This is a genomic window from Acidimicrobiales bacterium (assembly GCA_016794585.1).
Lineage (GTDB): Bacteria > Actinomycetota > Acidimicrobiia > Acidimicrobiales > DATDAH01 > JAEUJM01.
In genome coordinates this window covers 58,693-80,012 of record JAEUJM010000026.1, presented here as the reverse complement: position 1 = coordinate 80,012, position 21,320 = coordinate 58,693, and the positions used below count along the sequence as shown (strand labels likewise).

Sequence of the window (21,320 nt, the reverse complement as noted above, 5' to 3'; positions counted from 1 at the left end):
AGTTCGGTCGCAAGTCGATCGGTCGAGAAGGCGGTATCGATCGCCGCCTGCTCACAACGGCTGTAGACCCTGCGACTCCCCAACAACAAGAAGTACCGCTCCGATCGCGTGGGCAAGGACCGGAGCGCCAGCGAGCTGTTGATCGCGGACGAGTGCCCGCTTCAGGTGGTGGTGGAAGTCGTGTTCGGCGGTGAAACCGACGCCGGCGAGGACTTGTTGGCAGTGGCGGGCCACGGTGCGGGTGGTGCGGCCGGCGGTGGCCTTGGCGACCATGGCGGTGAAGGGGGTGGCGTCGGCCCAGGCGCCGTCGCAGCTGGCGGCGGCGGCCTCGATGGCGACCAGGGCCTCGGCGAGGCGGTGGCGGACGGCCTGGAACGAGCTGATGGGCACGCCGAACTGGAGGCGCTCGAGGGCGTGGGTGCGGGCCAGCTCGAGCATCGTGCGGCAGGCGCCGATCATCTCGGCGCTCAGGGCCATGCGGCCGAGGGCGACGGCGGCCTCCCAGTCGGCGTCCACCGGCGCCGCCGCCGGCACGACGGTGCCGGACACGCGGGACAGGCCCAGGGCGGGATCCATGCCGGCGATGGGCTCGACGGTGAGGTCGGCGACCCGCACCGTGGCGACGGCGCCGGGGCCCGTCGCCACCAGGGCCAGCGTCGAGCGCTGGATGGCGGCGGTGGCGAGGCCGGCGACCTCGACCCGCTCACCGTCGAACGTCCCCGGTACGGCGTCGGCGCCGGTGCCGAGCCCGGGGAGGATCACCGACGGGGCCCTGGCGACGCTGGTGACCCACTCGTGGGTGAAGATCGAGGAGGCCAGGACGGCGTCGAGGGCCGACGAGGTCGAGTTGGTGGCGCCCTGGACGGCGAAGAGCGTGGCGATGGCGGCCTGGGGGTCGAGCGCGAGGGCGTCGAGCCAGCCGAGGTCGTCGAGGGCGGCGTCGAGCTCCGGGCCGGTCGCCGACTCGGCGGCGTGGGCCAGGCTGCGCTCGAACAGCTCGAGGTCCTCGCCTTCGATGCGGTCGCCGGTCATCGGTCGGCCCCCAGGTCGAGCAGGCGCCTCGCGATGATGTTGCGCTGGATCTCGGCGCTGCCGCCGTAGATCGTCGCCGCCCGCGAGTACAGGAACTCGGAGCGCCAACGGGGGCCCGTGCCGGTGTCGCCGAGGACGAGCTCGTCGGGGATGGCGTCGAGGGCGAGGTCGAACACGGCCTGCTCGACGGTGGCGAGCAGCACCTTGTCGATCGAGGTCTCGGCGCCGAGGGTCTCGCCGGCGTCGAGGCGGTGCTGGGTGGCGAGCGAGCGGGACCGGAAGGCGAACAGCTGGCAGAAGACCTCGCCGACGGCGGCAGGGTCGAGGGCGCCCTCGGGGGCCTGCTCGATGAGCTGGCTGAGGCGGCGGTGCAGGTAGGCGCCCCGGTGCCAGAGGGCGGTACTGCGCTCGTAGGGCAGCAGGTCCATGGCCACCGCCCAGCCCTGGCCGACGTCGCCGAGGGTGCGGTCGAGGGGGACGACCACGTCGTCGAAGAAGACCTCGGAGAACTCCTCGACGCCGTGCATCGTCCGCAGCGGGCGCACGGTGATGCCGGGCGTGTCCATGTCCACGAACATCGCGGTGATGCCCCGGTGGGCGGACTCCGGCGTGCCCGTGCGGGTCAGCAGCACGCACCGCTGGGCGAACTGGGCCAGCGACGTCCACACCTTCTGGCCGTTCACCCGCCAGGCGCCGTCGACCTCGACGGCCCGGCACATCAGCGACCCCAGGTTGCTGCCCGTCCCCGGCTCGGAGAAGCCCTGGCACCACGTCTCGTCCCCCCGCAGCAGCCGCGGCACCATCTCGGCGGCCAGGTCGGGGCGGGCGTAGTCGATCATCGTCGGCGCCAGCACCTCGGTCATCGAGTAGATGCCCGGCTCGACGAGGTCCCGGGTGGTCAGGGCCTCGCCCAGGTAGCCCCGCAGCAGCGGCGACCCGCCCAGCCCGCCCACCCGCTCGGGCCAGCCCCAGCGCATCCAGCCGGCGTCGTAGGCGAGGCGCTTCACCTGGGACAGGTGGGCCATCTGCTGCTCGAGGGTGCCGACGCCCTCGTGCTCGGCCCGTAGCTCGGCGTCGTGCTCGTCGAGCCAGGCGTCGAGCTCGACCCGGAACTCGTCCAGGTTCATGACTGCCCACCTCGTGCCACCCGAGCGGGACGGCGCGGCCAGACCCCGACGTCGAGGCAATGGCGCGCGCTCTGCGCGCGGTATTGCCTCGAGAACGGCTCGGCGCCGCGCATCACTCGCCCTCGCTGGACGGTTGGGGGCGGGTTGGGTCGTGGGCGCGGCCCGAGTCCCGCTCGCCGCTGCGGCGCAGGAAGGTCATGGACCGGGTGGCGAGGCGCCAGCCCTGGTCCGTCCGCCGGTAGGTGTCGGTGTACCAGCCGATGCGCATGGCGTGGTTCGTCTGGTCGACGAAGCACAGGGGCTGCTCGCCCCGGCCGGCGTCGCCGTCGAGCTCGAGCGCCGGCGTCCCCGTCATGAACAGGCCCTTGGGCGCCGCCGCCACCAGCGTGGGGAAGTCGGCCAGGGCGTAGGTGTCGCCGAAGGCCGAGTAGGTGCCGTCGGGGGTGAAGACCTCGACCACCGCCTCGACGTCGTCCTTGGTCATGGCCACGGCGTAGCGGGCCAGGAGCTGCTCGATCTCGATGACGTCCTCGATGGGGGCGGGCACGTCGGGTCCTCCTCGGTCGGGGCTACTCGAAGCCGTAGACGACGTGGACGGTGGGCGTGGTGGGCACCGACTGGCAGGTGAGCACCCACCCCTCGGCCACCTCGTCGTCGGTCAGGGCGTTGTTCACGAACATCTCGACCGCCCCCTCGACCAGCCGCCCCATGCAGGTGGCGCAGCTGCCCGCCTCGCACGACGACGGCGCCGACAGCCCCACCTGGCGGGCGGTCTGGAGCAGCGTCGTGCCGGGGTGGTGGGCGGTGGTCTCGGTGCGGCCGTCGAGCTCGATGGTGACGGTGATGCCGGCGCTCTTGTTGTCGGCGTTGCCTTCGCTGGCTTCGTCGTCGGTGCCGGCGCTCGGGCTCGGGCTCGCGCTCGGGGTGACGGGGTCGCCGCTCGGGGTGAAGCGCTCGATGTGGAAGCGGTCGGCGTCGACGCCGTCGGCCAGCAGCACCCGCTCGACCAGGTCCATGAACGGCGTGGGGCCGCAGACGTAGTGGTCGCCGTCGAGGGCGCCGGCGGCGAAAACCCGGATGGCGGCCTCGTCGAGGTAGCCCGACTCGTCGTCGTGGTGGAAGGCGACGGTGAGCCGGTCGGGGTGGGCGGCGGCCAGCTCGTCCAGCGCCGAGCGGAAGATCACCGAGCCGGCGTCCCGGTTGGCGTAGAGCAGGCGCACCTGCCGGGACGTGGTGGCCAGCGCCACCTTGATCAGCGAGAACACCGGGGTGATGCCGCTGCCGCCGGCGAAGGCGACGAGCGGGCGCTCCCCCGCCGCGGCGTCGTCGGCGTCGTCGGTCAGGCAGAACACACCGGCGGGCAGGGTGACCTCGACCTCGTCGCCGGCGGCGAGCCGGTCGATCATCCAGTTCGACACCCGCCCGCCCGGCACCCGCTTGACGGTCACGGCGAGCTCGGCGTCGACGCCCGGCGCCGACGACATCGAGTAGCACCGCAGCAGCGGCGTATCGTCCACCGGCACCCGGAACGTGCAGAACTGCCCCGCCCGGTAGGCGAAGGCGTCGGCCAGGTCGGCGGGGACGTCGAGCACGAACGTGGCGGCGTCGGCGGTCTCGGCGACCACCCGGGCGAGGCGCAGGGCGTGGAACCCGTGGTCCCGGACAGCCATCGGCCCGATGATAATCGGATTCTCCACAGTACGGATCATCATTCTCGCCAACTGGGAGTTGGCCCGATGCTGGTTCGCGGCGGGGATGCGGGTGATCGCCACGTCGATGGTGGCGCCCCCGGGGTCCGAGGGTCGAGCGGGACGGTGACCGTGCGGCACTCCCGGAAGCCCGAGTCGCACGGCCCCAAGTCGATGGTCGACGGGGCCGGCGCCCCGACGCCGGCGCGCTCCGACCCGTTGCCGGCCGCGAGGCCGACACCGGGTCGGAGGGGGAGGGGGGAACGGTCAGGCGGGCTGCGGCGCCCCGACGAACTCGACGCCGTTGCGGGCCGCCACCTCCATCACCAGGGGGATGATCTCCTCCATGGGGCGGTCCGTGGGGACGGTCCGGTCGAGGTCGGCGAACAGGTGGCCGCTCGCGGCGGTCAGGCTGAACGCCAGGAAGGTCGTGCCCGGCGCGCTGACGGTGAACGTGTGGGCCGCGTTCGGCGGCACCGTCACCGTGCCGCCGGGCGCGAGCTCGATCTGTCGGGCGCCCACCTGCACGGCGAGGGCGCCGGACAGCACGTAGTAGGCCTCGGGCCAGTCGTGGCGGTGGGGCGGGATGCCGCTGCCCATCGGGGCGTCGATCTCGAACAGCTCGTACTCACCGTCGGTGTCGTCGGCGGTGACCTTCACGGTGGCGACGCTGTCGATGGTGTTCAGGCGGGCGCCTTCGCCGGGGTCGGTGTGTCGGATGTGGTGGGCCATGTCGTGCTCCTCGGGGTGGTCGTTCGACGGCCACGGTGGTCGTCTCCCGGACCGTACGAATCGCCGCCGGCGGTGAACATCCCGGGCACCGAGGGTTCCCGCAACGACCCGAATCCCAGGAACCTGGGATGTCGCCGCTCGCCGGCGGCGACGACAATGGGGCGCATGTGGAGCGAGCTGCGCGCCGACGCGGCGACCCGGGACCTCGGCGCCCTCGTCGAGGCGGGCCTCCCCGTCGACGAGGTCCACGCCGCGGCGATCGACATTGTGTCCCGGGTCGTCCCGTCCGACGCCACCTGCTGGGCGACGGTCGACCCGGAGACGATGATGCTCACCGGGTCGCTCACCGTCGCCTTCACCCCGTCCCCCGAGCAGGAGGCCCGGTTCGTCGAGCTCGAGTACCACGGCAACGACGGGAACTCGTTCGCCAGCCTGGCCCGGGGTCCCGTCCCCGCGGCCCGCCTGTCGGACCTGCCCCATCGCCAGGTGGCGGCGAGCCAGCGCCTGCACGAGGTGTACCGACCGCTCGGCCTGGCCCACGAGGCACGCGTGGCGTTCACCACCGACGGCGTCTGCTGGGGCGTCGCCGGCCTGCTGCGGTCCCCGGGCAGCGACGACTTCGAGGACCGCGAGATCCGCTTCCTCGCCGAGACCTCCTCGGTGATCGCCACCGCCACCCGAGCCGCGCTGCGGCGCCCCGGCGAACGCTCGGACGAGGCCCGGCCGCCGGCGGTGATCCTCGTCGACGGCCGGGGCCGCGTGCAGGCGGCCACCGCGGCGGCGCAGGACTGGGCGGACGCCCTCGGTGAGACCCAGGGCGTCTCGGTGGCCCTGCGCACCGTGGCCTCGGCGGCCATGCACGGCGCGCCCGACGCGCACGTCCGGCTCCGGGACGACCGCGGCGGCTGGGTGGTGCTGCGGGCGTCGCCGCTGGCCTTCGCCGGCGCTGACGAGGACGACCGGGTGGCGGTGACAATCGAGACCGCCACCCCCGGCGAGATGCGCCGGCTGCTGCTCGCCGCCTACGGGCTGTCGCCCCGCGAGCAGGACGTCGCGCTCGAGGTGCTCGACGGTCGATCGACAGACGACATCGCCGCCCGCCTGTTCATCTCGCCCAACACCGTGCAGGACCACCTGAAGTCGGTGTTCGCCAAGGTCGGCGTGCGCAGCCGGCGCGAGCTCGTCGGCAACCTCACCTGAGCGGCGGCCGGCGGCGACTCCACCTCGGCGCGTGGCACCCGTGGTCCCGGTGCCCGGCCCCGGGCGCAGCCGTCATCCGTCCCCCCTCGGCGCCACGCCGGCGAAAGCGAGGCCACGCTCCGTGGCCCGGGCCGTCGGCGACGCCGAACTCGAGGCAATGCCCCCCGGATTCCGGCGGCTCTTGCCTCGAGTTCCGTGAGCCCGAGCGGGACGAGCGCGGACGGTGGCGCCGCCGCCTCACACCATGATCAGCCGGCGGGGGCTCGCTGGACGGAGATGGCCTTGACGTCGAGGTAGCCCTCGAGGCCCTCGGGGCCGAGCTCACGGCCGAGGCCGCTGGCCTTCACGCCGCCGAAGGGCGCCGCCGGGTCCATCGAGTAGGGCTGGTTCACGCCGAACGAGCCGGTGCGCACGCCGGCGGCGACGGCCAGGCCGCGCTCCTCGTCGGCGGTCCAGACCGAGCCGGACAGGCCGTAGTCCGAGTCGTTGGCGATGCGCAGCGCGTCGGCGTCGCCCTCGTAGGGGATGACCGACAGCACGGGCCCGAAGATCTCCTCGCGGGCGATGGTCATGGCGTTGTCGACGTCGGCGAAGAGCGTCGGCGCCACGAACCAGCCCTGGTCGAGGCCGGCCGGGCGGGCGGCGCCGCCCACCACCAGGCGGGCGCCCTCGGTGACGCCCGACTCGACGTAGCCCCGCACCCGAGCCTGCTGGCGCTCGGCGACGAGGGGGCCGATCTCGGTCGCCGGGTCGTTGGGGTCGCCCAGCACCAGATCCTCCACCATGGCGGCGAGGGCGTCGACGTGCTCGGCGGCGCGGGCGGCGGGCACGAGCACCCGGGTCTGGGCGACGCAGGCCTGGCCGCTGTTCATGAGGCCGGCGACCTTCACGCCCTGGGCGACCATCGCCGGGTCGGCGTCGTCGAGGACGATGGCGGCGGACTTGCCGCCCAACTCGAGGCTCACCCGCTTGAGGGCGGCACCGCAGGCGGCGGCGACCTGGCGGCCGGCGGCGGTCGAGCCGGTGAAGGCCACCTTGTCCACGCCGGGGTGCTCGACCAGGGCGGCGCCGGTGTCGCGCCCGCCGGGCAAGACGCTGACCACGCCCGGCGGCAGGTCGAGCTGCTCGACCAGCTCGGCGAGGACGAGGGCGTCGAGCGGCGTCTCGGGCGCCGGCTTGATGATGATCGGGCAGCCGGCGATGAGCGCCGGCGCCAGCTTCCCGACGATCAGGAACTGCGGCATGTTCCACGGGACGATGGCGGCGGCCACGCCGGCGGGCTCCTTGCGCAGGACGACCTCGTCGCCGAAGTAGCCGGGGCGGCGCTCCTCCCAGGCGTAGGCGTCGCCGATGGCGGCGAAGGCGCCGAGCATCGTCCACGGCAGGGTCGCCTGGGCGAACTTCGAGAACGAGATCGGGGCGCCCATCTCGTCGGTGATGAGCTGGGCCAGCTCCTTGCGGCGGGGGGCGTAGAGGTCGGCGAGGCGGCGGACGGCGTCGATGCGCTCGGCGGGGTCGAGCCGGGGCCACGGGCCCTCGTCGAACGCGGCCCGGGCGGCGGCGACGGCCTTGTCGACGTCGGCGGGCCCGGCGGTGGCCACCGTGGCGATGGGCTGCTCGCTGACGGGCGAGATCACCTCGACGGTGCCCCCGTCCGCCGGCGCCTCCCAGGCACCCCCGATGAACAGCTCGCCCCGGTTCTCGTACTGGGCCAACGGTGCCCCTCCACTCCGTCTGACTTTCTGGAAACGGTAGTATGCCAGGAGAAGAAGGGCATTCTCATGTCGTACGGTTGCGTAGACATCGCACACGCCCGGACGACGAGGGGGACCCATGGACGACACCGACGGCACTGACGCTCCGGACGGATGGGCGGTGCGCCGGCGGGTGCTCGGCGACGAGTACGTCGACGCCCGGCTGGCCGAGGTCGCCGAGGACCCGGTCGGCGCCGAGTTCCAGACCTACCTCACCGAGATGGCCTGGGGCGTGTGGGCGCGCGGCGGGCCGCTGAGCCTGCGGGACCGCAGCCTGCTCGTACTGGCCATGACCGCGGCGATGGGGCGCATGGACGAGTTCCGCATCCACGCCGCCGCGGCGCCCAACGCCGGCGTGACCGACGAGGAGGTCGACGAGCTGGTCTTCCAGGTCGCCGCCTACTGCGGCGGCCCCGCCGGCCTCTCCGCCCGCAAGGCGGTCAAGGCCACCCGCGCCGAGCGCGACGCCGAGACGTGACCGAGGCGGCCGGCGGGCCCGTCGGCGTTGTCGGGCTGGGGAACATGGGGCAGGTGCTGGCCGCCAACCTGGCGGGCGCCGGGCTCGACGTGGTCGCCCACGACGCCGCCGGGCCCGAGCGGGCGCCGGCGGGCGTCACCTTCGTGGAGAGCGCCGCCGAGGTGGCCGAGCGGGCGACGACCGTCGTGCTGAGCCTGCCGGACGGCGCCGCGTGCGCCGCCGTGGTCGAGGACCTGCTCGCCACCGACGGGCGGCGCACCGACCTGGTGATCGACACGTCGACGGTCGGGGTCCGGGCCGCCGAGACGCTGCACCGCCGCCTCCAGAAAGAAGGCGTGGACCTGGTCGACGCCCCGGTCTCCGGTGGGGTCGCCGGCGCAAGGGCCCGCACGCTGCTGGTGATGTTCGCCGGCACGGACGCCGCCGTCGCCCGGGCCGAGCCCGTGCTGGCCGGGCTCAGCGACCGCCGCCACCGGGTCGGTGACCGGCCCGGGCTGGCCCAGGCCATGAAGCTGGCCAACAACTACTGCTCGGCCGCGGCCCTCGCCGCCACCAGCGAGGCGATCGCCTTCGGGCTCGCCGCCGGCCTCGACCTCGCCACCATGCTCGACGTGCTCAACGCCGCCAGCGGCCAGAGCGCCGCCACGAGCGACAAGTTCCCGAACCACGTCCTGACCGGCCGCTACGCCGCCGGGTTCGCCGGCCGCCTCATGGCCAAGGACGTGGGTCTCTACCTCGACGAGGTCGAGGCCGCCGGCGGCCCCCACGCCCTCGCCGACACCACCGTCGCCCTGTGGCGGGCCTTCGCCGCCGCCGAGCCCGACGCCGACTTCACCCGCATCTTCCCCTTCGTCCAGTCGTCAGAGCGATCGAGGTCGTGATCTCGGCCTGCCGCAGGACGTGCAGGATTTCGCACGTCGTGCGGAGAATCGCACGGGTCGACGCCGCGTCCGGGCGGATCAGCGCTGGACGGCGAGGGTCATGACGCCCTTGTAGCCGTTGTCGTCCTGGGCTCGGGTGAGCGCCAGCTTGGTCTGGGCGCCGCCGGACGAGTTGAAGATGCCGTCCTGGTGGTTGGTCACCTGGTTGCCGAGGTGCCGGTAGCGGGGCTGGGCGTAGACGCGGTCGTTGAAACGCTGCGGGAAGTAGAGCTGGCCGGTGTGCACCACGTCGCCGCCGACGTGCACCTTCACGTGGATGTGCGCCGTGCGGCCGGGGTACCAGCCGGGATAGGTGGTGGTGAAGATCACCCGACCCGCCTCGTCGGAGATCTGGCGGCCCCGAAGGAAGGTGTCGTTCGCGGCGGTGGCGCCGAAGCCCGAGTAGTTCCCCAGCCGGTCGGCGTGCCAGACGTCGACCTTGGCGCCCTCGATCGGATCACAGGTGGTGGCGTCCACCACGGTGAGGACCAGCCGGAGCCGCTCGCCGCCCCGACCCTCACGGATGTCGCTCCGCCGCGGCCCGCCCCGCAGGTAGTACGGCCCCTCCATCGCCTCCGGAGTGAGCGTGCAGACCGGGCCGAGCGACGCGGCGCCGGCGCGGGTCGGCGACGAGCCCAGGTCGGTGAGCCCTGAGCTCCCGACCACGACGGCCGCGCCGCCGACGCCGAGGAGGCCGAGCAGCCGCCGCCGGGACAGCCCGGCGATCTGCTCGTCCCGTGGGTCCGGTCCAGGGTCACGGATCACCGTCGCAGTATGGCGGCGGCGCCCGCCTCGGAACGCCGGAGGACGCCGGAGGACGCCGGAGGACGCCGGCGACGCACACCGAGCGCACGCTGGTGCTCGCCGGCCGTCGCGCTCGACGCGGCCACGGCGCCCGACCGTCCCGTCCACCGGGGCGCCGCATCCGCGCGAGCATCGTCGGCCATGGGGGAACCGACGAACGCTGATCCCGTCCACCGGTGGGCCCGCCGGCCGATCCCGGAGGACGTCACCCAGCGGTGGATCGCCGACGGGTGGTGGCGGGACGAGAGCCTCGGCGACATGGTCGCCGCCGGCCTCGAGCGCCTCGGCGACACCCGCTTCGAGGTGCACTCGAAATTCCGGCCGTGGTCGGGCACGTTCGGCGACGTGGACCGGGCCGCCCGGTCGATGGCCACCGAGCTGCGGGCGCGGGGCGTCGGGGCGGGCGACGTGATCGTCGTCCAGCTCCCGAACTGGGTCGAGGCGGGCATCACCTTCTGGGCGGCCGCCTACCTGGGCGCGGTCGTCGTCCCCATCGTCCACTTCTACGGGGCCAAGGAGGTCGACTACATCCTGCGGTCGACCCAGCCGGCCGCCGTGGTCAGCGCCGACCGCTTCGGCCACGTCGAGCACCTGGCCGTGCACGGCGAGGCCATGGCCAACACGCCCGTCGAGCACTGGTTCGTGGTGGGCGAGACGCCGGCGGCCGACCTGCCCGCCGCGGCGCAACCCTTCGCCACCCTCCTCGACGCCGAGCCGCTCGGCGAGCACGCCGCAGTGAACCCCGACGCCCCCACCATCATCGGCTTCACCTCGGGCACCACCCGCGACCCGAAGGGCGTCGTCCACTCCCACCGCACGATCGCCTGCGAGACCCGCCAGCTCGACTACATGTACCCGCAGGGCGGCCCCTCCCCCATCACCGGCGCGCCGGTCGGGCACTTCATCGGGATGCTCAACGCCTTCCTCACGCCACTGCTGCGCGAGCGCGAGGTCCACCTCGTCGACGTGTGGGACCCGGGCGAGATCCTGCGCCTCATGCTCGCCGAGAACATCGGCGTGTCCGGCGGCGCCACCTACTTCATGACCAGCCTGCTCGACCACCCCGACTTCTCCGACGCCCACCTCGCCCTCATGCCCTACGCCGGCCTCGGCGGCTCGACCGTCCCGATCGCGGTCATGGAGCGCATGGCCGCCATGGGCATCACCGCCTTCCGCTCCTACGGCAGCACCGAGCACCCGTCGATCACCGGCAGCCTGGCCAGCGAGCCGGCCGAGAAGCGCCACACCACCGACGGCCACGCCATGCCCGGCGTCGAGGTGCGCCTCACCGAGGAGGGCGAGATCCTCAGCCGTGGCCCCGACTGCTGCGTGGGCTACACCGACGCCGAGCTCACCGCCCGGGTCTTCGACGAGGACGGCTGGTACCACTCGGGCGACGTCGGGGTCATGGACGACGACGGCTACCTGGCCATCACCGACCGCCTGTCCGACGTGATCATCCGCGGCGGCGAGAACATCAGCGCCCAAGAGGTCGAGGAGCAGCTCATGGGGCTCGACGCGGTCGCCGAGGTGGCGGTGGTGGGGCGGCCCGACGACCGCCTCGGCGAGCGGGCGGCCGCGATCGTCCGCCTGCGCGACGGCCAGGCGACGCCGACGCTCGACGAGGTCCGCGCCCACCTCGAGCAGGTGGGCCTGGCCCGCCAGAAGTGGCCCGAGTCGATCGTCGCGGTCGACGAGTTCCCCCGGACGCCGTCGGGCAAGGTCCAGAAGTACCGCCTCCGCGCCCAGCTGCGCGACGGTTCCGTGGAGGCGCAGCCGTGACCGAACCCACCCCCGGCCCCACCTCCCCCCGGGTCGCTCCGCTGGGGCCGAAGGAGTGGCCGCCGGCGATGCGTGACGCCCTCGCCGCCATCCGGCCGGCCGAGCCCCGCCACCCGTTCCCCAACACCGAGGGGCGCCCCAAGGGGATGAACGTCCTCGGCTCGTTCGCCCACCACCCCCAGCTGACGAAGGCCTACAACACCTTCAACGGACACCTCCTCTTCGCCACCACGCTCGACCTGCGGACCCGCGAGCTCCTGGTCCTGCGGGTGGCCTTCCGCCGCCAGGCCGCCTACGAGTGGGCGCAGCACGTGGTGCTCGCCGGCGACGTCGGCATCTCGGACGACGAGGTCCTGCGCGTCGCCGACGGCCCCGACGCCGACGGCTGGTCCGACGGCGACGCCGCCATCGTGCGGGCGGTCGACGAGCTCCTCGACGACGCGCTCATCAGCGACGCCACCTGGGCGACCCTTGCAGCGACGTTCGACACCCAACAGCTGCTCGACCTGATCTTCACCGTCGGCGCCTACGACGTGCTGGCCATGATGATGCGCACCCTCGGCGTCCCCCTCGACGCCGACCTCGCCGGCATCACCCCCCTCCCGCCGCCGGCGCCCTGACCGGAGCCGTCAGCGGGCGAGGTCCAGGTTGGTCTGCACCAGGAGCACTCGAACGGCGGCGAGGTCGACGGGGTCACTGGGCAGGCGGACCTCCTTCCCCGCTCGCACCTCGTGGAGGTGCTCCGGTCCACGCATCCCCGGGTCGTGCTCGTGACCGAGGTGACGGTCATGGCGCCACAGCAGCCCGCCTTCCCGCCGGCGCACGTCGAACCGGTACTCGAGCACGGTTGCGTCCGCGGTGACGACGAGCGACGCCCGGACCTCGACCGCCGACGAGATCAGCGCGCCGTGCAGGTCGATGGTCGTGGCGTCGTCGTGGTCGACCACGTCGATCGAGAAGTCGCCCGGCAGCGAGTCGGCCCATCCCACGATCTCCTCGAGCGCCTCGTCGATGGTGGTCGACGAGCGGAACATCCTCAGGATGCGGCTTCGTCCGTCAGCCGGCGAGCAGGACCGGCGACACGGCGTCGTGTCATGGACGTCTTGCGCACCCGCGCCTCCTCGACGTGGGCCAGCAGGGCATCGAGATCGCCCGCCGCGATCGCTGCCAGTCGCTCCTCGTCCGACTCGATCCACGAGGCCAGCGCGGCGTCGTCGACGCCGGCGTCCCGAGACGACCGCACCAGGTGCAGCAGACCGGGGACCGGCTCCCCGTCGCGGAACTGCCACATCGGGTAGCGGACACCGTCCGCATCGGCGACGGCGAGGAGCGACCCCCGGCTGGCCCGCTGATGGACCGCCTGCCGGCTCACGCCGAGCAGGCGGGCGACCGCCGAGCCGGTGAGAACCGCTTTCTCGGTGGTCGCTTGCCGGTACGCACGGACCATTGCCTCGACCGCCGATCGAACGTCCGGAACGTCGTGTTCGTCGCGGAGCTCGGCCCGCACACCGTCGAGCACATCGTCGATCCGGCCCATGGACACAGGCTATCGAGATGTCAACTCGTGTCAATGCATCGGCGTTTCTCACTACCGGCGGAGCCAGTCGACGGCCGAGTGATAACGCCCTTCTCATCCTGTGAGATTGCTGCTATCGTTGCCGCCGCACGCGCGATCGGACGCGACCGGAGGGGACCGACACATGGCGCACTTCACCAAGCCCGCCGAGGGCTCCTGGACCGAGCACTTCGGCCTCGACACCGGCCCCGTCAGCTACGACGACTCGATCTCGCCCGAGCACTACGAGCTCGAGCGCGACGCCATCTTCCGCAAGACGTGGCTGAACGTCGGCCGGATGGAGCAGCTCCCGCGCACCGGCGCCTACTTCACCAAGGAGCTCCACGCCGCCCGCACCTCGGTGATCGTCGTGCGCGACCCCGACGGCTCGCCCCGGGCGTTCCACAACGTCTGCCGCCACCGCGGCAACAAGCTGGTGTGGGACGACTACCCCCGCGACGAGACCAGCGGCACGTGCCGCCAGTTCACCTGCAAGTACCACGGCTGGCGCTACGGCCTCGACGGCGGCCTGACCTTCGTCCAGCAGGAAGGCGAGTTCTTCGACCTCGACAAGGACGCCTACGGCCTCGCCCCCGTGCGCTGCGAGGTGTGGGAGGGGTTCGTCTTCGTGAACCTCGATAACGACGCCGCCTCGCTCGAGGAGTCGCTCGGCCAGATGGGCGCCGACCTCGCCGGCTACCCCTTCGGCGAGATGACCCAGGTCTCGAAGTACCGGGCCGAGGTGGGCGCCAACTGGAAGCTCTTCATCGACGCCTTCACCGAGTTCTACCACGCACCTGTTCTGCACGCGAAGCAGGCCACGGCCGAGGAATCCCGCAAGCTGGCCGGCGTCGGCTACGAGGCCCTCGCCTACGAGATCAAGGGCGACCACGCCGTCGTCTCGTCGTGGGGCGGCATGTCCCCGCCGAAGGACCTCGCCATGGTGAAGCCCATCGAGCAGGTCACCCGCAGCGGCCTGTTCGGCCCCTGGGACGGCCCCGACCTCGGCGAGCTGCCCCCCGGCGTCAACCCGTCGGGCCACCCCAAGTGGGGCGTGGACTCGTTCCTGCTGTTCCCCAACTTCATGCTGCTCATCTGGAAGCCGGGCTGGTACCTCACGTACCACTACTGGCCGACGAGCTACAACACCCACATCTTCGAGGGCGGGCTCTACTTCGTGTCCCCGAAGAACGCCCGCGAGCGGGTCGCCCAGGAGCTGGCCGCGGTCACCTTCAAGGAGTACGCCCTCCAGGACGGCAACACCCTCGAGGCCACCCAGGTGATGCTCGAATCGCAGGCGGTGACCGAGTTCCCGCTGAACGACCAGGAGGTGCTCCTGCGCCACCTGCACACCGTGTGCCGGCGCCACATCGCCGAGTACCTCGAGAGCCAGCCCGAGACCGCCGTGCGCATCTCGGCCGCGTCCTGAGCGCCGAGCCGAGCGAGGAGACCCACACCGTGCCGATCCTGCCCGCCGAGTTCGCCGACCTCGAGCCCTTCGCCGACTGGTGCCTGCCCACCGAGGACGAGCGCTACGACAAGCGCATCGCCAGCACCATGGACGAGCTCCAGGCGTTCTACGACGCCGCCTTCCCCCGCCTCGAGGCGGCGCTGGACCACCTCGACGCCCTCGACATCAACGCCCTCCCCGAGGACGCCACCCGCCTGCTGCAGCTCTGCAACTCGCTGATGACGGCGTCGTTCCCCGTCGAGGTGTGGCGCCAGCCCCGCGTCCCCGACAGCGGGCCAGCGTCCATGGACTGCGTCCTCGGCCTCAAGCCCTGAGAGGCTGAGCGGCGGCGCCGCTCCCGATTGAGAAGGCAGTTCTCACCCGATTGCGAGCGTTCACTCACTTGGAGAAGATCGTTCTTCTCGCTGGTGAGTAGTACCTTCTGTGCCCATGAGCGCGGACGAGACGGTGGGCGACGCCGGCGGTGACGAGACCCCCACCTGGCGTGAGCAAGCGGTGGCCCGCTCCCTCGATCCCGCCCGGGTGCGGGCCGAGGCACGCGTGCAGCGCTTCCTCGACGCCGCCATCGAGCTCATGGCCGAGGACCACGACAAGGAGTTCACGGTCCAGGAGGTCGTCGAGCGCTCCGGCCAGTCGCTGCGCAGCTTCTACCAGTACTTCGCCGGCAAGTACGAGTTGCTGCTGGCGCTGTTCGAGGAGTCCGTGCGCAGCACCGCCGTGCTCCTGCGCACCAAGGTCGACGAGGAGACCGAGCCGCTCGCCCGTCTCGAGCGCTTCGTCACCGAGTACTACGACCTGTGCCGTCCGGTGCCCAAAGGCAAAGCGCCGAAGAAGGTGCCCACGCAGGTCCCCGCGCCGGTGATGGCCGAGTTCGCCCAGCAGCTGCTCACCGGCCACCCCAAAGAGGCGTCGCGGGCCTACGTCCCGCTGGTGGGCCTCCTCGAGGAGCTCATGGACGAGGCGGCCGCGGCGGGCAAGCTCCGCGAGGGCATCCCCCACCGCCAGATCGCCGGCATCGTCATCCAGGCCATCAGCTTCACCGCGTTCTCGCTGACCATCAGCGGCACGCCGGTCCGCGAGGACGCCGATGCCGCCGCCGAGGCGTGGGACATGGTCTTCCTCGGCATCCGCGCCTAGCGAGCGGCCCCCGCAGCTCGGCGGGGCGGGCCCGCGCCTTTCCCAAGGTCGGCGAAGCTCACGGCGATCGGTGGTGGTGGGGTCGGCGACCGTGGTGAGGCTGCCAGCCGGGGGTGTATAGTGCCACTCTACCTGGGCGAGAGCGCCGTTCTCACCCAGTCGGGAGGGGACGATGGGCAACGCCACCACCACCAGCGCCAAGCGGCAGATGGCGCTGGTCGGCTTCATGCAGGCGGGCAGCTCGACGGTGTACGCCGGCTCGTGGCGCCACGCCTCCACCGAGCACGGCTTCCTCGACGCGAGCTACTACCAGAAGCTCGGCCGCACCCTCGAAGAGGGCTGCTTCGACGTCATGTTCTTCGACGACCGCCTGGCCATGCCCGGCATCTACGCCGGCTCGGTGGCCGAGGCGGTCCGCGTCGGCGCCCGGCCGGTGAAGCTCGACCTCTCGGTCGTGCTCGGCATCATCGCCGGCGCCACCCGGTCGATCGGCCTCGGCGCCACCTACTCCACGACCTACTACTCCCCCTTCCACGTGGCCCGGACCTTCGCCACCCTCGACCACCTCACCAACGGCCGCGCCGCGTGGAACGTGGTCACCTCGGTCAACGACAGCGAGGCCCAGAACTACGGCCTGCGCGAGCACATCGCCCATGACGAGCGCTACGACCGGGCCGACGAGTTCCTCGAGGCCACCACCGGGCTGTGGGACACCTGGGAGGACGACGCCCTCGTCCTCGACCGAGAGGCCGGCTACTTCGCCGACCCCGACAAGGTCCACGAGCTCGACTACGACGGTACGTGGTACTCCACCCGGGGTCCGCTCACCGTGCCCCGCGGCCCGCAAGGCCGGCCAGTGCTGCTCCAGGCGGGCTCCTCGGGCCGGGGTCGGGACTTCGCCGCCCGCTGGGCCGAGCTCATCTTCATGGGCGACCCCGACATCGACATCGCCAAGGCCCACTACGCCGACCAGAAGGAGCGCATCGGCGCCACGGGGCGCGACCCGCAGTCCGTGAAGATGTGCCCGATGGTGTACACGGTGGTGGGCGAGTCCCACGGCCAGGCCCTCGAGCGCGAGCAGCACTTCCTGAACGACCTCGTCGACCCGATCGCCTCGCTGACACTGCTCTCCGAGCTCATGAACCACGACTTCTCGGACATGGGCCTCGACGATCCCATCACCGACGAGCTCATCGCCTCGGTGTCGGGCATCCGGGGCCTCGTGCAGAACCTGCGCCAGCACATCGGCGGCGACACCATCACCCTCCGCGACCTCGCCGGCCACCGGGCCACTCTGCTCCAGGGCCCCCGCTTCGTGGGCACCGCCACCGAGGTGGCCGATCAGATGCACGAGTGGTTCGACGGCGGCGCCTGCGACGGCTTCGTCATCGCCGCCACCCACACCCCCGGCGCCTACGAGGACATGGTGCGCCTCGTGGTCCCCGAGCTCCAGCGCCGCGGCGTCTTCCGCACCGAGTACACGGGCGCCACGCTCCGCGAGAACCTCGGCATCGCCCGCCCCGACGCCGCCCTCCGAGGCTGAGCGACGCCGAACCCGAGGCAATGACGCGCGCCCACCGCGCGCGATTGCCTCGAGAACGACTCAGGTGGTGGGGGTGCGGACGGCGGCGACCACGCCGCCGTCGACGAGGAGATCCGTGCCGGTGATGAACGACGCCCGCTCGGAGAGCAGGAACTCGGCGGCGGCGGCGATGTCGTCGGGGGTCCCCAGACGGGCGGTGCCCGACATGGCCACCATGGCCCGCATGCCATCGCCGTGGGGGCCGTCGAGCTCGGCCTGGCCCATGGACGTGGCGATCACCCCGGGGCTGATGCTGTTGACCCGGGCGCCACGACGACCCCACGGGACGCTGGCCTTGGCCACGAGGATCTGCACCGCTCGCTTGGCGAAGGCGTAGGCGAAGCCGGGGTCGCCGGCGGCCATCTCCGCCACCGCGGGGATCGCCAGGAGCTCGGCGGTCGGCGTTGTGGCGATGGAGGCCTCGACCTCGGCCCCGAGCGAGCCCACCAGCGCCGCGGACATGGACGAGATCACGACACCGGCGCCGCCCGGCACCATCACCGGGCCGAAGGCGTCGAGGACGAGCGCGGCGCCGAGCAGGTCGACCGCCATGACGCGGTCGGCGGGCGCCTGCACCGGTGAGACGCCGGCGGTGTGGACCAGCGTGCGCACCGGGCCCAGCCCGTCGGCCGCGGCCGCCAGCGCCGCCACGGAGGCGGCGTCGGACACGTCGAGCTCGCGGGTCTCGACGGCGTGCCCCTCCCCCGCCAGCGCCGCCGCCGTGTCGGCGAGCAGCTCAGCGGAGAAGTCGGCCAGGAGCACCGTCCGCCCCAGCCCGAGCCGACGGGCGAGCGGCCCGCCCATCCCGCCGACCCCGACCACCACGATCACGTCACTCGCCATCGATCCTCATTCCTCTCGTTCCACGTCCACATCCCTCGCCCGACCACCACGGAGGTAGCGACCCCGTCATCTCCCACCCGACCACTCGACGTCCGCCTCGGCGGCGGCGTCCGATTGCACCCCGTGCGCGACGGGGCGCCCGCCGGACGCGAGCGGGGCGGCGCCCGAAGGCGCCGCCCCGCTGCATCCGGATCTGCGGCCGGCGGCTACTCGCCGTCGGCGGTGAAGTTGGTGGCCTCCGGGTCGGACCAGTCCCGGTTCTCGCCGGACCAGCACTGCCAGGGCGCCTCGGGGTCGCCCTGCACCTCGAACTCGGCGTCGACCACCTTGACGAAGGCCAGGCAGTCGAGGGCGGGCCCGTGGGTGGCCAGATCGTCCTGGGTGGGAGCGGAGTGCTGGCGGGTCCAGTCGATGTCGGGCACGAGGCCGCCGGCGGTGTAGTCGGTGACCTCGTTGAGGGCGTCGATCACGCTCTCCCGGCTGAAGTCGGCACCGGCCAGCTCGAGGCCGGTGACCGCCTCGTCGGCGTTGATCCAGCCGACCATGGCCAGCTCGGACTCCTCGGCGCCGGTCTCGGCCATCCACTCGTGGTAGAGGTCGAGGTTGGAGCCGGCCGACTCGGCCTCGAAGGGCCGGAACTGGGCCCCGATGAGGTCGCCCTCGAACAGCGGGTCGGCCTCGGCCACGAAGGCCTGGTCGTAGGTGTTGGTGTGGTACATCGTGACGTCGTCGTTGATGCCCTGGCGCTCCATCTCCTGGGCCAGCGACTTCATGCCGTTGAGGTCGATGCAGCCCACGACGAAGTCCACGCCGGCGTTCTTCATCGCCGTGACCTCGGGGCCGATGCCGTTCGGCAGGCCGAAGGCGAGATCGCTGTTCACGTAGGCGACCTCGACGTCCCCGCCGATGTCGTCGGCGTAGAGCTCGATCGTCTCGCCCGCCGCCTCCGCGCACTGGGCGGAGTTCTCGCTCACGCCGTAGCCGAGGGCAGCCACCTGGGTGGCCTCCGCCTCCTGGGCGAGCAGGGCGACCGCGCGCGAGGTGCACTCGATGCACACCGTCTCGCGCTGGCCGAAGATGCCCTCCCGACCCTCGGTCTCGGCCGGGTGGATCTGCCAGACGTAGAGCGGGATGCCGGCCTCGTGGAGGTCACCCCATCCCGAGGCCACCTGGGTGGCGCTGAACGTGGCGAAGGTGTCGTTGTCCGAGATGATCTCGAGGGCGCGCGCCTGGTTGTTGGACAGCTCGTCGTCGAGGATGTCGCCGTCGTCGAGCACGAGGTCGCGGCCGTGGACGCCACCCTCGGCGTTCTTGTACGCGAAGTAGGCCCGGATGCCGTCGGTGTAGCAGTCGAGCACACAGGTGCCGAGCGGGTTGTTGGCCTGGGTGCCGAGGGCGGAGAAGCGGATCTCCTCGTCGGTCACGCCGGGCTGGTCGACCGAGACCGGCTCGTCACCGCCTGCCGCGGTGGTGTCGGTCGAGCCCGAGTCGGCCTCGGTGGTGTCGCTGCTGGACTCGTCGTCGCCCGAGTTGCTGCACGATGCGGCGACCACGAGGGTCCCGGCGCAGAGCAGGGCGATCAGGAAGCGCCAGCGCTTCGTGGACGTGGACCTCATGTGGATTCCTTCCCCCAGTGGAAACGTGGTTCTTCCCCAGTGAGAGCATTGCACTCACTGGGGCCGGAGCGTAGTCGCTCCCCATCCGCGGCGTGCCGCGGCCCTGCTCTCACGCCGACGCCACCGGGATCGCGAGGGTCTTGGTCTCGAGGTACTCCTCGAAGCCGGCCACCCCCATCTCCCGGCCGATGCCGGACTGCTTGTAGCCCCCGAAGGGGCAGTCGGGGGCGTACCACATGCCCCCGTTGACGCTGACCGTGCCGGTGCGCAGGCGCCGGGCCACCGCGGTGGCGTGGTCGTCGTCGCTGCTGACCACGGTGGCAGACAGGCCGAACACCGAGTCGTTGGCGATGGCCACGGCGTCGTCGTCGCCGTCGTACGCCAACACCGTGAGGACCGGCCCGAAGACCTCCTCCTGGTTGATCTTGGCGTCGGGGCCGACGCCGGCGATCAGGGTGGGCTCGTAGAAGAAGCCGTCGGGCAGGTGCTCGGGCACCTTGCCGCCGAGCACGACCCGGCCGCCCTCGGCGACCGCGCTCTGCACGTAGGCGTCGACCTTCTGGCGCTGGGCCTCGCTCACGAGCGGGCCCATCATCATCCCCGGGTCGGTCGGGTCGCCGTAGGGGACGCCGGCCATGATCGCCGCGGTCTGCTCGACCGCCTCGTCGTACTTCGAGGCCGGCACGAGCAGGCGGGTCGTGATGGCACACCCCTGGCCGGCGTGAGAGCAGATGGTGAAGCCGGCGAGCATGGCCGAGAGGCCGAGGTCGGCGTCGTCGAGGACGATGAAGGCGGACTTGCCGCCGAGCTCGAGGAACACCTTCTTCACGGTGGCGCTGGCCGCGGCCATGATGCGCCGGCCGGTCGGGGTGGAGCCGGTGAAGGTGACCATGTCGACCCGGGGGTCGGTGGTGAGCGACTGGGCGACGGCGACGTCGGTGCCCGAGTCGGTGATCATGTTGACGACGCCGGCGGGGATGTCGGTGTGCTCGGCGATGAGGCGGCCCAGGAAGTTCGTGACCAGCGGGGTCTGCGGGGCGCCCTTGCACACCACGGTGCAGCCCGCGGCGAGGGCGGGGACGAGCTTCGCCAGCGTGATCTGCAGCGGGTAGTTGTACGGGACGATCGCGGCGGCCACGCCCACCGGCTCGCGCTCGACCCAGCGGCGGTGGTCGGCGCCCCGGACGAGCGCGGTGCCGAGGTCCTCGGTGAACTCGTAGCGCTCGAGCAGGTCGGCGTACCAGTTGATCATCGCCACCGGGGTGTCCTGCTGGGGCCCGTCGTGGGTGAGCATGACGGGGGCGCCCACGTCGGCGACGATCAGCGGGCGCAGCTCCTCGGCCTGGGCCACGAGGGCCTCGTGGAGCTGGCGCAGGCAACGCAGGCGCAGCTCGCGGTTGCCCGCCCAGTCCGTGTCGTCGAAGGCCCGGCGGGCGGCGCCGATGGCGCGGTCGGCGTCGGCGACCGACGCGTCGGCCGGCTCGCAGATGACCTGGCCGGTCGCCGGGTCCAGGGTGGCGAAGGTGCGGCCGCCCTCGGCCGCCACCAGCTCGCCGTCGATCAGCAGTCGGTCCTCGTAGCCCATCGGGCGTCCCCCTC

The 21,320-nt window shown here is 72.4% G+C and carries 21 protein-coding genes; 9 read left to right on the top strand and 12 right to left on the bottom strand.

Features of this window, described 5'->3' with window-relative positions; all coding sequences use genetic code 11:
- Nucleotides 1-51: 51 nt before the first annotated feature.
- From JNK12_13005 to JNK12_12985, 5 genes are all read right to left on the bottom strand, one after another.
- On the bottom strand, nt 52-1,032 hold the full coding sequence (locus tag JNK12_13005) for a hypothetical protein (protein ID MBL8776852.1): 981 nt from the start codon (nt 1,030-1,032) through the stop codon (nt 52-54).
- Nucleotides 1,029-2,159: an acyl-CoA dehydrogenase family protein gene (locus JNK12_13000; GenBank protein MBL8776851.1), complete on the bottom strand. Its 1,131-nt coding sequence runs from the start codon at nt 2,157-2,159 to the stop codon at nt 1,029-1,031. Before JNK12_13000 ends, JNK12_13005 begins: the two co-directional genes overlap by 4 nt.
- Nucleotides 2,160-2,271: 112 nt before the next feature.
- Nucleotides 2,272-2,706 carry a nuclear transport factor 2 family protein gene (locus JNK12_12995; GenBank protein ID MBL8776850.1) on the bottom strand — a complete coding sequence of 145 codons (435 nt, stop codon included), beginning with the start codon at nt 2,704-2,706 and terminating at the stop codon, nt 2,272-2,274.
- Nucleotides 2,707-2,728: 22 nt separating this feature from the next.
- On the bottom strand, nt 2,729-3,829 hold the full coding sequence (locus JNK12_12990; protein MBL8776849.1) for a ferredoxin--NADP reductase: 1,101 nt from the start codon (nt 3,827-3,829) through the stop codon (nt 2,729-2,731).
- 285 nt (nt 3,830-4,114) lie between these two features.
- Nucleotides 4,115-4,579 (bottom strand): cupin domain-containing protein, encoded by a 465-nt coding sequence (locus tag JNK12_12985; GenBank protein ID MBL8776848.1) that lies wholly within the window; start codon nt 4,577-4,579, stop codon nt 4,115-4,117.
- 165 nt (nt 4,580-4,744) lie between these two features.
- On the opposite strand from JNK12_12985, the gene JNK12_12980 reads away from it, so the two are divergent.
- On the top strand, nt 4,745-5,779 hold the full coding sequence (locus JNK12_12980; GenBank protein ID MBL8776847.1) for a helix-turn-helix transcriptional regulator: 1,035 nt from the start codon (nt 4,745-4,747) through the stop codon (nt 5,777-5,779).
- Nucleotides 5,780-6,027: 248 nt separating this feature from the next.
- Here the strand turns inward: JNK12_12980 and JNK12_12975 are convergent, their stop codons facing one another.
- Nucleotides 6,028-7,614: an aldehyde dehydrogenase gene (locus JNK12_12975; GenBank protein MBL8776846.1), complete on the bottom strand. Its 1,587-nt coding sequence runs from the start codon at nt 7,612-7,614 to the stop codon at nt 6,028-6,030.
- Here JNK12_12975 and JNK12_12970 point away from each other — a divergent pair.
- Nucleotides 7,613-8,011, top strand: coding sequence for a carboxymuconolactone decarboxylase family protein (locus JNK12_12970; GenBank protein MBL8776845.1), 399 nt, complete (start codon nt 7,613-7,615; stop codon nt 8,009-8,011). The two genes, JNK12_12975 and JNK12_12970, sit on opposite strands and share 2 nt — an antisense overlap.
- Nucleotides 8,008-8,892: an NAD(P)-dependent oxidoreductase gene (locus JNK12_12965; GenBank protein MBL8776844.1), complete on the top strand. Its 885-nt coding sequence runs from the start codon at nt 8,008-8,010 to the stop codon at nt 8,890-8,892. The genes JNK12_12970 and JNK12_12965 overlap by 4 nt, the downstream gene beginning before the upstream one ends.
- A 78-nt stretch (nt 8,893-8,970) precedes the next feature.
- On the opposite strand, the gene JNK12_12960 is transcribed toward JNK12_12965, so the two are convergent.
- Nucleotides 8,971-9,696, bottom strand: a complete 726-nt coding sequence (locus tag JNK12_12960) for an intradiol ring-cleavage dioxygenase (GenBank protein ID MBL8776843.1) — start codon at nt 9,694-9,696, stop codon at nt 8,971-8,973.
- A 180-nt stretch (nt 9,697-9,876) separates the two neighbouring features.
- Between JNK12_12960 and JNK12_12955 the strand changes: the two genes are divergently transcribed.
- Together JNK12_12955 and JNK12_12950 are read left to right on the top strand one after the other, a co-directional pair.
- Nucleotides 9,877-11,517, top strand: a complete 1,641-nt coding sequence (locus JNK12_12955; GenBank protein ID MBL8776842.1) for an AMP-binding protein — start codon at nt 9,877-9,879, stop codon at nt 11,515-11,517.
- Nucleotides 11,514-12,137 carry a carboxymuconolactone decarboxylase family protein gene (locus JNK12_12950; GenBank protein ID MBL8776841.1) on the top strand — a complete coding sequence of 208 codons (624 nt, stop codon included), beginning with the start codon at nt 11,514-11,516 and terminating at the stop codon, nt 12,135-12,137. The genes JNK12_12955 and JNK12_12950 overlap by 4 nt, the downstream gene beginning before the upstream one ends.
- Before the next feature lie 9 nt (nt 12,138-12,146).
- Here JNK12_12950 and JNK12_12945 read toward each other — a convergent pair whose 3' ends face one another.
- Both JNK12_12945 and JNK12_12940 read right to left on the bottom strand, forming a co-directional pair.
- The gene (locus JNK12_12945; GenBank protein MBL8776840.1) at nt 12,147-12,551 is read right to left on the bottom strand and encodes a hypothetical protein; all 405 of its coding nucleotides are present in this window, start codon (nt 12,549-12,551) and stop codon (nt 12,147-12,149) included.
- A gap of 2 nt (nt 12,552-12,553) precedes the next feature.
- The gene (locus JNK12_12940) at nt 12,554-13,054 is read right to left on the bottom strand and encodes a hypothetical protein (protein ID MBL8776839.1); all 501 of its coding nucleotides are present in this window, start codon (nt 13,052-13,054) and stop codon (nt 12,554-12,556) included.
- Between the two features lie 163 nt (nt 13,055-13,217).
- Here JNK12_12940 and JNK12_12935 point away from each other — a divergent pair, with 163 nt between their 5' ends.
- The 4 genes from JNK12_12935 (at nt 13,218) to JNK12_12920 (ending at nt 17,223) form a co-directional block, all read left to right on the top strand.
- On the top strand, nt 13,218-14,501 hold the full coding sequence (locus JNK12_12935) for an aromatic ring-hydroxylating dioxygenase subunit alpha (protein ID MBL8776838.1): 1,284 nt from the start codon (nt 13,218-13,220) through the stop codon (nt 14,499-14,501).
- Nucleotides 14,502-14,530: 29 nt separating this feature from the next.
- Nucleotides 14,531-14,857 (top strand): hypothetical protein, encoded by a 327-nt coding sequence (locus JNK12_12930; GenBank protein ID MBL8776837.1) that lies wholly within the window; start codon nt 14,531-14,533, stop codon nt 14,855-14,857.
- A 115-nt stretch (nt 14,858-14,972) separates the two neighbouring features.
- Nucleotides 14,973-15,680 carry a TetR/AcrR family transcriptional regulator gene (locus tag JNK12_12925; protein MBL8776836.1) on the top strand — a complete coding sequence of 236 codons (708 nt, stop codon included), beginning with the start codon at nt 14,973-14,975 and terminating at the stop codon, nt 15,678-15,680.
- Nucleotides 15,681-15,852: 172 nt separating this feature from the next.
- Nucleotides 15,853-17,223: an LLM class flavin-dependent oxidoreductase gene (locus tag JNK12_12920; protein ID MBL8776835.1), complete on the top strand. Its 1,371-nt coding sequence runs from the start codon at nt 15,853-15,855 to the stop codon at nt 17,221-17,223.
- 60 nt (nt 17,224-17,283) lie between these two features.
- On the opposite strand, the gene JNK12_12915 is transcribed toward JNK12_12920, so the two are convergent.
- From JNK12_12915 to JNK12_12905, 3 genes are all read right to left on the bottom strand, one after another.
- A complete protein-coding gene (locus tag JNK12_12915; protein MBL8776834.1) occupies nt 17,284-18,105 on the bottom strand; it encodes an SDR family oxidoreductase in 822 nt (273 codons plus the stop codon).
- Between the two features lie 206 nt (nt 18,106-18,311).
- On the bottom strand, nt 18,312-19,721 hold the full coding sequence (locus JNK12_12910) for an ABC transporter substrate-binding protein (protein ID MBL8776833.1): 1,410 nt from the start codon (nt 19,719-19,721) through the stop codon (nt 18,312-18,314).
- Between the two features lie 109 nt (nt 19,722-19,830).
- On the bottom strand, nt 19,831-21,306 hold the full coding sequence (locus JNK12_12905) for an aldehyde dehydrogenase family protein (protein MBL8776832.1): 1,476 nt from the start codon (nt 21,304-21,306) through the stop codon (nt 19,831-19,833).
- Between the last annotated feature and the right edge of the window lie 14 nt (nt 21,307-21,320).